The 13078-nt window shown below is 61.0% G+C and carries 10 protein-coding genes and 1 pseudogene; all 11 read left to right on the top strand.

Features of this window, described 5'->3' with window-relative positions; translation table 11 throughout:
- Positions 1–9: 9 nt before the first annotated feature.
- Positions 10–1485, top strand: coding sequence for a type VI secretion system contractile sheath large subunit (gene tssC / locus ACQKEN_RS09070; protein ID WP_237259679.1), 1476 nt, complete (start codon positions 10–12; stop codon positions 1483–1485).
- 13 nt (positions 1486–1498) lie between these two features.
- Complete coding sequence (gene tssE / locus ACQKEN_RS09065; protein WP_427685173.1) at positions 1499–1918, top strand: type VI secretion system baseplate subunit TssE; 420 nt, start codon at positions 1499–1501, stop codon at positions 1916–1918.
- A 107-nt stretch (positions 1919–2025) separates the two neighbouring features.
- Positions 2026–3813, top strand: a complete 1788-nt coding sequence (gene tssF, locus ACQKEN_RS09060; RefSeq protein ID WP_427685172.1) for a type VI secretion system baseplate subunit TssF — start codon at positions 2026–2028, stop codon at positions 3811–3813.
- Positions 3777–4799, top strand: coding sequence for a type VI secretion system baseplate subunit TssG (gene tssG / locus ACQKEN_RS09055; RefSeq protein ID WP_427685171.1), 1023 nt, complete (start codon positions 3777–3779; stop codon positions 4797–4799). Before tssF ends, tssG begins: the two co-directional genes overlap by 37 nt.
- A complete protein-coding gene (gene tssH / locus ACQKEN_RS09050; RefSeq protein WP_427685170.1) occupies positions 4796–7369 on the top strand; it encodes a type VI secretion system ATPase TssH in 2574 nt (857 codons plus the stop codon). The genes tssG and tssH overlap by 4 nt, the downstream gene beginning before the upstream one ends.
- Before the next feature lie 10 nt (positions 7370–7379).
- A complete protein-coding gene (locus ACQKEN_RS09045; RefSeq protein ID WP_427685169.1) occupies positions 7380–8897 on the top strand; it encodes a sigma-54 interaction domain-containing protein in 1518 nt (505 codons plus the stop codon).
- 78 nt (positions 8898–8975) lie between these two features.
- Positions 8976–9116, top strand: coding sequence for a type VI secretion protein (locus tag ACQKEN_RS09040; RefSeq protein ID WP_427685168.1), 141 nt, complete (start codon positions 8976–8978; stop codon positions 9114–9116).
- A 17-nt stretch (positions 9117–9133) separates the two neighbouring features.
- On the top strand, positions 9134–10339 hold the full coding sequence (tagH, locus tag ACQKEN_RS09035; RefSeq protein ID WP_427685167.1) for a type VI secretion system-associated FHA domain protein TagH: 1206 nt from the start codon (positions 9134–9136) through the stop codon (positions 10337–10339).
- A gap of 5 nt (positions 10340–10344) precedes the next feature.
- Entirely contained in the window at positions 10345–10851 is a 507-nt protein-coding gene (gene tssJ, locus ACQKEN_RS09030; RefSeq protein ID WP_427685248.1) for a type VI secretion system lipoprotein TssJ, read from the top strand.
- A pseudogene (tssK, locus tag ACQKEN_RS09025) lies at positions 10848–12180 on the top strand (type VI secretion system baseplate subunit TssK). Before tssJ ends, tssK begins: the two are co-directional and overlap by 4 nt.
- Before the next feature lie 5 nt (positions 12181–12185).
- Entirely contained in the window at positions 12186–13073 is an 888-nt protein-coding gene (gene icmH, locus ACQKEN_RS09020; protein WP_427685166.1) for a type IVB secretion system protein IcmH/DotU, read from the top strand.
- The last annotated feature ends 5 nt before the right edge of the window (positions 13074–13078 follow it).

The following is a 13078-nucleotide window of genomic DNA, read 5'->3' as shown; positions in this document are numbered from 1 at the left end:
ACCAACATCATGAGTACTACACCTGCTCAGCAGCAGAGCAAAGAATCCGGCGAGTTCAGCATTCTCGACAGCATCATCGCCGAAACCCGTCTGCCTCGAGACGAGGATGCGTATGGCATCGCCAAGCGCGGCGTGTCGGCGTTTATCGAAGAGCTGCTCAAACCCCAAAACGCGGGTGAGCCGGTCAAGAAGGCAATGGTTGACCGCATGATCGCCGAAATCGATGCCAAGCTTGGCCGCCAGATGGACGAAATTTTGCACCACCCGGACTTCCAGTCTCTGGAGTCTTCCTGGCGTGGGCTGCAATTGCTGGTCGAGCGGACCGACTTCCGCGAGAACATCAAGATTGAAATCCTCAACGTGTCCAAAGAGGACTTGCTGGAAGATTTCGAAGACTCGCCCGAAGTCATGCAGGCCGGCCTCTACAAACATATCTACACCGCCGAGTACGGCCAGTTCGGTGGGCAGCCTGTGGGGGCGATCATCGCCAACTACTTCATGTCCCCAAGTTCACCGGACGTGAAGCTGATGCAGTACGTTTCCAGCGTCGCCTGCATGTCCCACGCGCCGTTCATCGCCGCCGCCGGCCCCAGATTCTTTGGCCTGGAAAGCTTCACCGGCCTGCCAGACCTGAAAGACTTGAAGGATCATTTCGAGGGCCCGCAGTTCGCCAAATGGCAGAGCTTCCGTCAGTCGGAAGATGCCCGTTACGTCGGCCTGACCGTACCGCGCTTCCTGCTGCGCAACCCGTACGACCCGGAAGAGAACCCGGTCAAGTCGTTCGTCTACAAGGAAACCGTTGCCAACAGCCATGAGCACTATCTGTGGGGTAACACGGCGTACGCCTTCGGTACGAAGCTGACCGACAGCTTCGCCAAATTCCGCTGGTGCCCGAACATCATCGGCCCGCAGAGCGGTGGCGCAGTCGAGGATTTGCCGCTGCATCACTTCGAAAGCATGGGTGAAATCGAAACCAAGATCCCTACTGAAGTACTGGTCAGCGATCGGCGTGAATACGAACTGGCGGAGGAGGGTTTCATCTCCCTGACCATGCGCAAGGGCTCAGACAACGCGGCGTTCTTCTCCGCCAGCTCGGTACAGAAACCGAAGTTTTTCGGCACCAGCGCGGAAGGCAAGGCGGCGGAGCTGAACTACAAACTCGGCACCCAGCTGCCCTACATGATGATCGTCAACCGTCTTGCTCACTATTTGAAAGTTCTGCAACGCGAGCAGCTGGGTTCCTGGAAAGAACGCACCGACCTGGAGCTTGAACTGAACAAATGGATCCGCCAGTACGTTGCCGATCAGGAGAACCCGAGCGCTGAAGTCCGTGGGCGTCGTCCCCTGCGTGCCGCGCAGATCATCGTCAGTGACGTGGAAGGCGAGCCCGGCTGGTATCGCGTCAGCCTGAACGTGCGCCCGCATTTCAAATACATGGGCGCCGATTTCACCCTGTCGCTGGTGGGCAAGCTGGACAAAGAGTGAAGGGATTCGATGCATGACTGGATACGGCAGCCTTTTCGAACGCCTGGGTGGCGACGCAGACAAGCGCGTCGGCTGGAGCCGCGAAGACGCTGCGACGGCGTCGGTGGCTGCCCATCTGGCCAAGATGCTCAGTACCCGGGCGGGCAGCGTTCAGACGCTTTCGGACTACGGGCTGCCGGATCTCAATGACATGCGGTTGAGCCTTCATGACGCTCTGACGAAGGCACGGCTCGCTATCGAGGTCTTCATCGAAACCTACGAGCCCCGTCTCAGCAGCGTCCGGGTTGTCTCACTGCCCCACGACAACGACCCGCTTCGCCTCGCCTTCACGATCGAAGGGTGGCTGGAAGTTGAGGGTTTCAAGCGTCAGGTGACTTTCGCGGCACGTCTGGAGGGTGGCGGTCAGGTACAGGTCAACCACAGAAAAACCTGATGTCAGGAACCCGCTGCCTGGGGTTGCACTGATGACATAAGGCGCCAGCAGACGGTGTTTCCGCACGCCCACCCTTGAACCAAACAGCTCTGCCCGAAGGTAATGCCATGTCCTTTAACCACTACTACCAAAGCGAACTCACCGCGCTTCGCCAGTTAGGTCGTCGATTCGCCGAGCGCAGTCCGGCGTTAGCGCCTTTTCTGGGGCAGGCCGGGCGAGATCCGGACGTGGAACGGTTGCTGGAGGGTTTTGCGTTCCTGACCGGACGCCTGCGGCAGAAGCTCGATGACGAGCTGCCTGAGCTCAGCCATTCGCTGATGCAACTGCTGTGGCCCAATTACATGCAGCCACTGCCGGCCTTCAGCATTCTCCAGTTTGACCCCTTGAAGCTGGCAGGGCCTGCGCTGAGGGTAGAGCGGGATACGCCGGTGGACAGCGTGCCGATCGATGGCGTGCAGTGCCGCTTTCGCACGTGCTACCCAACCGACGTCCAGGCGCTGGATCTGGTGGAACTGACGTACTCGGTCAAGGGCGAGGGCTCGCTGTTGAGTTTGCGTCTGGAGATGAGCGGCGAAGGCCATTTTGGTGAGTTGGAATTAAGCCGTTTGCGCCTGCATTTTGCTGGCGAGCGCTACATCAGCCAGATGCTCTATCTAAGCCTTCTGCGCAATCTGGAGAGCATAGAACTGGTGCCGCTGGACGGGGACGGCAAGTCCCTACACGGCGTTAACGGAATGCCCTTGGCATTCAAAGTGCCTGGGGATCGTGTCCAGCCCGTTGGGTTTGCCGAAGACGAAGCGCTGATTCCGTATCCGCTGAATACCTTTCGCGGCTATCGCTACCTGCAGGAGTACTTCGCCTTCCAGGACAAGTTTCTGTTCGTGGACGTGAATGGCCTGAACGTGCTCGCCGGGTTGCCGGAAGCCAGGCTCAAACAAGTGCGCGGGCTTGCATTGCGTTTCGACATTCGCAAGAGCGGCGTCCTGCGGCTGCGCCCGACGCTGGACAACGTGAAGCTTCATTGCACGCCCATCGTGAATCTGTTCAAGCATGATGCCTCGCCGATACGCCTTGAGGGCAGACAGGACGAGTACCTGTTGATGCCGTCGCTCTACAGCCCGGAAAATTGCGGCGTGTTTTCGGTCGAATCCGTGATCGGCTGGAAGCCCGGGGGCTTGGGTTACGAGGCCTACGTGCCCTTCGAATCCTTCGAGCATGACCCCAGTTTCGATGTGCCGAACCGCCGTGCCCATTACAGCATTCGCCAGCGTTCATCGTCGCTGCACGATGGCCTCGACACCTATCTGAGCTTCGGCATCCGTCACACCGAAGCCTCTGAAACGCTGTCGGTCGAGATGATGTGCACCAATCAGAACCTGCCGCGCAGGCTCAAGCTGGGTGACATTTGCATCGCCTGCGAGCAGACACCGGAATTTCTGACCTTCCGCAATATCACCCCGGCCACACCCAGTTATGCGCCGCCGCTGAACCGGGACTTTCTGTGGAAGCTGATCAGCAATATGTCGCTTAACTACCTGTCCCTGGCGGACGTCAACGCCTTGAAGGTGATCCTCGAAACATACGACCTGCCTCGCTATTACGACCCCCACGCAGAAAAGGTGAGCAAGCGCCTGCTCGGCGGGCTCAAGTCGATCAGGCACCAGCATGTCGACCGGCTGCACAGAGGGCTGCCGGTACGCGGATTGCGCACCGAGCTGACCATCGACCCGCAAGGCTATATCGGCGAGGGCGATGTGTTCGTGTTCGCCTCTGTTCTCAATGAGTTTTTTGCGCTTTACGCCAGCCTTAATTCGTATCACGAGCTGCGCGTGAAGAGCACACAGGGAGAGGTGTACCGATGGACACCCCGTATGGGCCTGCAGCCCCTGCTTTGAGCGGGCTGATCCAAGGCATACGCGAATACTCGCTGTTTCAGGCCGTCTTGCTGGTCATCGACCGGCTGCGCACTGCGCACCCGCATCTGAACGATGACGACTTGTACGACCTGCTGGAATTCCAGGCCAACCCGAGCCTGGGCTTTCCGGGCAGTGATGTGGACCGTGTGGAGTTTTTTGAAGAGTCCGGGCTGATGCGCGCGCGCCTGCGCTTAAACCCGCTGGGCCTTTTCGGGTCCGGATCACCCTTGCCTGCGTTTTATAGCGAGCAGGCACTGGGCGACAACGAGGAGGGGAATCCGACCCGCCAGTTCCTCGATCTGTTTCACCATCGCCTGCATCGGCTGATGCTGCCGATCTGGAAGAAATATCGCTACCGCGCCTGTTTTGAAAGCGGCGCAACCGATCCGTTTTCGTCGCAGCTGTTCTCGCTGATCGGACTGGGCAGCGTGGAGATTCGAAGTGCGCGGGAGCTGAACTGGAAGCGCCTGCTGCCGTACCTGGGGTTGCTCAGCCTGCGCGCACATTCGGCAGCGCTGATCGAGGCGGTGCTGCGGTACTACTTCAAACATGCCGAGCTGACGATCGAACAGTGCATGGAGCGTCGCGTGGGCATTCTCGAAGAGCAACGCAACAGCCTTGGCCGAACCAATAGCCAGTTGGGGGAAGACCTGGTGCTCGGCGAACACGTTCGCGACCGCAGTGGCAAATTCCGCATTCATGTCCGAGAGCTTGGCTGGCAGCGTTTCCACGAGTTCCTGCCAATCGGCACGGGTTACCAGCCGCTGTGCGCATTGGTGCGATTCACGCTGCGTGACCCACTTGATTACGACGTCCGCCTGGCGCTGCGTCAGGAAGAAATTCGCGAACTGCGCCTGGCCGGACAGAACGCATGTCGCCTGGGATGGACCAGTTGGCTGGGCCGCGAACGTGCGGACGGCATGGTGACCCTGGGTAGTCAATCATTAAGGACAGCCGAACGATGAGTAACGTCAACCTGCAACATCTTATTCAGGCGCTCGACGCCGAAAGCCGTCGCGACCTTGAGCACGCCGCCGAACGCTGTGTGGGACGCGGCGGCAGCAAGGTCCTTGTCGAGGACCTGTTGCTGTGCTTGCTGGAGCGCCCACAGGGCCTGCTGTTCCGCGCACTGCAGGATGCCGGTGTGGACGCGGGCGAATTCGGCGCCGCGTTGCAGATGCGGCTGGAAAACAGCGCGTCCCGCAACCCGGTATTTGCGCCGGAACTGGTGCAGTGGCTGCAGGATGCGTTGCTTGCGGCCAGCCTTGAACTGGGCCAGACCCAGGTTGAGCAAGGGGCGCTGATCCTTGCGCTGTTGCGCAACCCCATGCGCTACGCAGGCAGCCGTTATCAGGCATTGCTCGCCCGACTGAATCTCGAGCGACTGAAAGCTTTCGCCTTGTCGCAGAAGGTGCACTCAGACACAGGCAAACATGGTGCGGCCGGCGAGTCATTACTGATGCGCTTCACCCATAACCTCACCCAACAGGCCCGGGACGGCAAACTCGACCCGGTGCTGTGCCGAGACGACGCCATTCGGCAAATGGTGGATATTCTCGCTCGCCGGCGGAAAAACAATCCGATCGTCGTGGGTGAGGCCGGTGTCGGCAAGACGGCGATCGTTGAAGGGCTGGCGTCGCGCATCATCGCAGGGGAAGTGCCGCAGGCCATAAAGGGCGTTGAGCTGCTGTCGCTGGACATGGGGCTGTTGCAGGCCGGCGCCAGTGTCAAAGGGGAGTTCGAACGTCGCCTCAAGGGCGTGATCGACGAGGTCAAGGCGTCGCCCAGGCCGATCATATTATTCATCGACGAGGCCCACACCCTGATTGGGGCCGGAGGCGATGCGGGCGGTTCCGATGCGGCCAACCTGCTCAAGCCGGCCTTGGCGCGCGGCGAACTGCGCACCATCGCGGCGACCACCTGGAGCGAGTACAAAAAATACTTCGAGAAAGACCCGGCACTGGCCCGTCGGTTTCAGCCGGTGCGGCTGCACGAACCGACGGTCGATGAGGCAGTGACCATTCTGCGGGGCCTTGCTCCCGTCTACGAACGGAGCCATGGCATCTATTTGCGGGACGACGCAGTGGTGGCGGCCGCTGAGTTGTCTGCTCGCTATCTCGCCGGCCGCCAGTTGCCGGACAAGGCCGTCGATGTGCTCGACACGGCGTGCGCCCGCGTTCGCATCAGCCTCGCCGCCGCGCCACAACCTCTTGAGCGTCTGCGCAACGAACTGGCTGAAGGCAGCCGCGAGCGTCAGGCGTTGCGTCGTGACGCCGAAGCCGGTTTGCTCATCGATCATTCGGCACTGGACGCATTGGAAAACCGTCTGCGCGCTGCGGATGCAGAACGCCTTGCGCTCGAATCCCTCTGGCTGGAACAGAAAGGCCTGGCCGAGCGCCTGCTGGATGTGCGCCAGAAACTGGCGCAGGCCCGTGATGCCGATGAAACGCCAGGCCTCGAAGACCTGCAAACCGCGCGTGACGAGATTCACCGCGCCCTGACTCAGGCCCAGGAGCGGCTGGTGAGCTTCGAAGTCTGTCCGCGTCTTGTCGCCGAAGTGATCAGTGCCTGGACCGGCGTGCCCCTGGCGCAATTGGCGCGAGAGCACAACGCCAAAGTCGCCACCTTTGCAACTGACCTGCGTGCCCGCATTCGCGGTCAGGAGCAAGCTGTTCACGCCCTTGATCGCTCGGTGCGTGCCACCGCAGCCGGCCTTAACAACGCTGACGCACCCGTGGGCGTGTTCCTGTTGGTCGGGCCGAGCGGCGTGGGCAAGACAGAAACCGCGCTGGCGCTCGCCGACTTGCTGTACGGCGGCGAGCGGTTCATCACCACCATCAACATGTCCGAGTTTCAGGAGAAACACACCGTCTCGCGCCTGATTGGCGCGCCGCCCGGCTACGTCGGTTACGGCGAAGGCGGCATGCTCACCGAAGCGGTGCGGCAGAAACCGTATTCCGTGGTCCTGCTCGATGAAGTCGAAAAAGCTGATCCGGACGTGCTGAACCTGTTCTATCAAATCTTTGACAAGGGCGTGGCCAATGACGGGGAGGGGCGGGAGATCAATTTCCGCAACACGCTGATCCTGATGACCTCGAACCTTGGAAGCGATCTCATCCATGACCTCTGCGCCGATGGCGCGCGCCCCTCTGCGCAGGTGCTTGAGGAACGTATCCGTCCGGTCCTCGCCAGCCACTTCAAACCGGCGCTGCTGGCACGCATGCGTGTCGTCCCTTATTACCCGGTGAGCGGTTCGGTGCTGCGTGAACTGATCGAGATCAAACTGGGAAGTCTGAGAGAGCGCCTGAACCGCCGTCAGCTGGCGTTCAGCTTTTCCGAGGCGTTGGTCGATCATCTGGCTGAGCGCTGCAGCCAAAGTGACAGCGGCGCACGTCTGATCGACCACTTGCTGGACCTTCACGTTGTGCCCCGGGTGGCTGACCGGTTGCTCGACGCGATGGCGGCAGGTCAACGTCTCACGTCTGTGCACGCAACGCTTGATCACGAAGCCGCCGTGACCTGCGAGTTTGCCTGAGGTGGGCGCGATGTTCATTCAGGTTCCGCAGCCGCTGGCCTACGCAGAAGCGTTGCTGGAGCAATTCGCCCGGCTTGCGTGCGCCGCCGACGATGCTGCGCTGCTGGGCGGCTTCGTGCATGGACTCGCCGAATTGAGCGGCTGCGAGCTGACACAGCTTTATCTTCTGGACGCAGCCCATACGTGTCTGGGCCTGACCGCCGAGTGCCTTGACGGCAGCGTGCAACCCCGTAAGGGACAAAGCCTGCCCGCCGATTACAACGGTGAGCAATTGCTGCAGTTTGCGCTGTGCCAAAACCGCGTTGTGTGCCTTGCCGATTTACCGGGCAGCCTTCACGAAACTAGCTTTCTGCCGACCATGGCCGTGCCCTGGCAGTCGCTGTTGTGCGTGCCCATCGTCAGTGATCAGCAGACGGTGGAAGGCCTGCTCGTCTGCGCGAGCAGTCGACATATCGAGCTGCAGGCCTTTGCCGATTCCCTGGGGCGGCTGGGCACGTTCGTGCTGCGTCAATTGCGCCTGCTTCAGCGCTTGAGGCGACGTACGGATGATTCACAAACCGTGCGCATCAGTGTGCCAAGCATCAGCGCCTACGGATTGATCGGCAGAAGCGCACCCATGCGCCAGACCTGTTCGATGATCAGTAAAGTCCTGCACAGCCCGTATACCGTTTTACTGCGCGGAGAGACAGGCACCGGCAAGGAAGTGGTGGCCCGTGCCATCCACGACTATGGTCCGCGTCGCTCGCAGGCCTTTATCGTGCAGAACTGCGCGGCACTGCCTGAAAGCCTGCTGGAAAGTGAGCTGTTCGGCTACAGCAAGGGGGCATTCACTGGCGCTCTGCGTAATCGCGCCGGACTCTTCGACGCAGCCAACGGCGGCACCCTGTTGCTCGATGAAGTCGGCGACATGCCGCTGTCGCTGCAGGCCAAGCTGCTGCGCGTGCTGCAGGAGGGCGAGATACGCCCGTTGGGCTCAAACGATACGCACAAGATAGACGTGCGCATCCTTGCCGCGACCCATCGGGATTTGTCGGTCATGGTCAGCGAAGGCACGTTTCGCGAGGACCTTTACTACCGCCTCTCGCAATTCCCCATCGAGCTGCCCGCCCTTCGCCAGCGAGGCGATGACATCGTCGATCTCGCCCGACATTTCGCCGACAAGGCCTGCGCATTTTTGCAACGCGATGCACTGTGCTGGTCGGACGCGGCGCTTGACCACCTGTGCGGCTATGCCTTCCCCGGCAACGTTCGAGAGCTCAAGGGGCTGGTCGAACGTGCCGTTCTGCTGTGCGAAGGGGGCGAATTGCTTCCCGAGCATTTCGCCCTCCGCGCGGAGGCTTCCCCTGGCGATGTCCGCCTCAATCTGCGCGAACGCCTGGAGCAGGTCGAACGCGGCTTGCTGCTCGATTGCCTGCGTAAAAACGATGGTAATCAGAGCCTGTCCGCCCGCGAACTCGGCTTGCCCAGGCGCACGCTGCTGTACCGCCTGGGCCGCCTCAATATCAATCTGGGTGAAGTCAATGCGTAGGCATGAACGACTTCTTTCCCACTCGCTTTCCATCGCGCCAACCGTCGGCGCCTTGTGCTCACCTCTGGAGACCCTCTGATGTCTGCTCGTCACCGGCACGCTGTTCTGCTGACCCTTGTTCTTCTCTGCGGCCTGTCGGGCTGCAGGGGCAATTACACGTTCAACGACAACGCCTATCGCCCGCTGGGTGATCCCCAGGTTGCCAACCCCGATAACTGACCGCCAGGAGGATGACCATGGAACTGGTTTTCGAAATGCTGAGCGCCCGGCAGTTTGTGCCTGTGGAGCAGTGCCAGAAGACTTTCAGGCAGGCGGGCGGCGTGATCGGACGGGGTGCGGACTGCGACTGGGTTATTCCCGATCGCAATCGGCACGTGTCCCACCACCACATCACGATCAGCTACCGCGATGGCGGGTTTTATCTTACCGACACCAGCAGCAATGGCGTGCTGAGCGGGGAGAGCAGGGCGCGCCTGCCCAAGGGGCAAGCCGTTCGCATCGAGCATGGCAGTCTGTACGTGCTGGGCGATTTCGAGCTGCGCGCCCGGCTCATAGGTGACCCGTCCTCATTTGACGGTGACGTGGGTCATATTTATGCGGCCGGCAGCATCATCCCGGACGACTCGTTTCTGGACCTCGACCCGCTGAATGCGCTTGACCAGCAGGAGCGCGCGCACTCGGACATCGACGAACTGATTTCGCCAGGCGCCACCATCAAGACCGGCCAACAGCGTACGGACTATGCGCGGGTGGACATGGAAAGCCTGCGCGTGCCCGAGCTGGTCGAAGATCCCGCAGCACAGCCCGATCCGGCACCCGCGCCTGCAGCCAGTGAGGTCGAGCACCAGACCGATGATTTCTGGAGCCGGTTTGCCGAAGCGCTGGGCATCGAATTCGACGAGCTGGATCAGGATGCCCGGGAGGCGCTGGCGCTCAATGCCGGCCGTTTGCTCAGGCAGTGCGTCGGCGGTCTGCAGCAGAACCTGCACACGCGCAGCGAGCTGAAAAATGAATTGCGTCTGTCGCAGACAACCGTGCAGGGCGCCCAACGCAACCCGCTGAAGTCAGCGGTCGATGCTGGCCAGGCGTTGTCGGCGTTGTTGCGACCTGGCAAGCCCGGGCAACTGCCCGCCGAGCTGGCGGTAAGCCGAGCCTTCCATGACGTGCAGGCGCACCAGGTCGCCTTGCTCGCCGCCAGTCGCGCAGCAAGCCGCGCCACGCTTGAGCATTTTTCACCGGAGCAACTGACCCTGCGATTCGAACGCGACAACCCGCCACTGCTCGCGACCTCTGGCAGTCGCTGGAGAGCCTATGGCCGCTATTACCAGGCGTTGCGTCAGGACAATGACTGGAGCGAACGTTTGCTGGCGCGAGACTTCGCTCAGGCCTACGAAGAGCAAATTCGTCTGATTTCCACCCTCCATACAGATCACTTGGGATGAAGCGCATGTTTCGCTGTTCAACCGTCTTTCTACACACGCTGACTGCATTGATTGCTGTCCTCATGCTGGCAGGTTGCTCAACGCTGTCGCCGTATTCACACCTGACCAAACTCAACCTCAGGCTCACGGCCAGTGATCAGCTGAACCCCGATCTGAACGGCCGGCCGTCACCGATCGTGGTCCGCCTGTACGAACTCAAGCATGCGGCGGCCTTCGAGAACGCTGACTTTTTCAGCCTGTATGAGCGGGCCAAAGAGTCCCTGGCCCCGGACATGGTCGCCACCGAAGAGCTTGAGCTGCGTCCGGGCGAAACGGTCGATCTAAAACTCAGTGTGCAGAAGGACAGTCGCTATGTCGGCGTTGTGGCGGCGTACCGCGACCTGTCACAAGCCTCGTGGCGCTCCACGCTTTACCTCGCACCGCAAACCGCTACCGACGTCGATCTGACTCTTGATGGAAGCGGCATTCGGCCGTCACATGAAGTGCTCGCCGAGGCGGTTGACCAGCCATGAATACTCACAAAGTCATCTGGCAGGAGGGCATGCTGCTGCGTCCGCAGCACTTCCAGCACAACGACCGCTATTACGATCACCAGTTGAAGGTCCGTACTCGATTAACGGGTGGCTATGCCTGGGGATTCCTCACGCTGGAGATCGACCTGCCGTTTCTCAATATGGGCAAACTGGTGATCAGCCAGGCGTCCGGCATCCTCCCTGACGGCAGCGTGTTCGAGCTGGGCGGCAACGCAGAGTCATTGGCCCTCGACATACCGCCCAATACCGGCAACACGCCTGTTTACCTGGCGTTGCCGCTGGTCACCGGCAATCACGTGGAGGCCCGGCGTGCGGAGCAGTCCGATGTGCTGGCGCGTTACACCGCGTATGAAGCGCAAGTCGCCGATTCAAATGCAGGTGATGACGCGGCGTGTCAGGTCAGCTGCGGTCGTCCCGATTTCAGATTACTGCTGGGCGAACAGCAGAGCGACCACGCGTACGTCAGGCTGAAGATCTGCGATGTGCTCGACACCTCCCCAGGCGGGGTGGTCAGCCTCGCCCCGGATTTCGTGCCCACCTACCTTCAGGCCCACGCCTCCAGCTATCTGCTGTCCTGCCTGAAGGAAGTCATCAGCATGCTCAGTCACCGGGGCGACAGCATTGCCGAACGTATCCGCTCCAGCGGCACGGTCGCGGGCGCCGAAGTGGGCGACTTCATGATGCTTCAACTGATCAATCGTGCCGAACTGCTGCTGCGTCATTACCTGGGGCTGGAGCATGTGCATCCGGAAGCACTCTACCGCGCGTTGCTGACCCTGCTGGGCGATCTGGCGACCTTCTCGAGTGACAGCAAGCGACCGCGTCTGGACAGCCGATATCGACACAGCGATCAAGGAGAAAGCTTTCGCAGGTTGATGGAAGCGCTGCGGCAGATGCTGTCGATGGTGTTGGAGCAACACGCTAATCGAGCTGGTGCTGCAGCCGCGTCAATACGGCATCACCGTTTCTCCGCTGCACGATCGCACGCTGCTCGGTTCGGCCTCCTTTGTGTTGGCGGCGAGTGCCAATTGCGACTCCGAGGAACTGCGCCATCGTCTGCCCGCACATTTCAAGGTCGCACCGGTGGAGCGTATCCGCCAGTTGGTGAACCTGCACCTGCCCGGCATCAAGCTCACCCCGTTGCCGGTGGCGCCGCGGCAAATTGCGTTTCATTCGAACAAAACCTACTTCGTCCTCGAACTCAGCGCCGAGGACCTGACGCAGCTCGAGCGCTCCGGCGGTTTCGCGTTCCACGTATCCGGTGAGTTCGCCGAGCTTGAGCTCAAATTCTGGGCCATCAGGAACTGACCGCCATGATCAGGGATAACGATTACAGCCAGGACCACAAAACCGTGCTGGTCAGCCGGCAGGGTCACGGCCCGGCATCGAAGCCGATCACGGATTCCACGCCGCCGCCGCGCTTCGAGCAACTGGAGGAACGCATGATCTACGCCGCGCATCTGCGCCCGGCGCAGACGTTCAATGTCGGCATGAACCCGCTTGTGGCCGCTGCATCGGAGTTGTTGTCCGAAGTTGTGCGGCTCAAGAACGGTGACCTCCCCCAGGACATGAGCGCGCTCCATGAGCATCTGAGCCGCGTGATGAAATCCTTTGAAGCCCGCGCACTGCACAACGGCGCCGAGAGCAGTCAGGTCGCGGGCGCTCGCTATGTGCTCTGCACGGCGCTGGATGAGGCCGTGGTCACGAGTGGTTGGGGCAACGAAAGCGAGTGGTCGCAGATGAGCCTGCTCAGCCGGTTTCATCAGGAAACTTTCGGCGGCGAAAAGTTCTTCCAGCTGCTGGATCGACTCTCGAAAAACCCGGTGAAGCATCTGTCGATGCTGGAGCTGATGTACCTGTGCCTGTCGCTGGGTTTCGAAGGCCGCTACCGGGTGCAGACCCGTGGCGTGCAGGAACTCGAGAACATTCGCGACGCGGTCTATCGGCAAATTCGTCAGCTGCGCGGAGATGCGCCTCGCGAGCTGTCGCCCCACTGGGAAGGCCTGAGCAACCAGCGCCGCAACCTGGTGCGCATCGTACCCACCTGGATGGTGGTGGGCTTCACCCTGATCTGTCTGATCGTGATGTATTCGGGCTTCGCCTGGGTGCTGGGCGAGCACCGCAATGCCGTCCTGCAACCTTATCAGCCGTTTGATCAGCCTGTCGTTCACCCGCAATCCGAGCCGCAAGCGCAATCGTAGCCGCC

It is taken from the genome of Pseudomonas sp. NPDC078416, assembly GCF_050268485.1.
Lineage (GTDB): Bacteria > Pseudomonadota > Gammaproteobacteria > Pseudomonadales > Pseudomonadaceae > Aquipseudomonas.
This window is presented reverse-complemented; position numbering and strand designations above follow the sequence as displayed.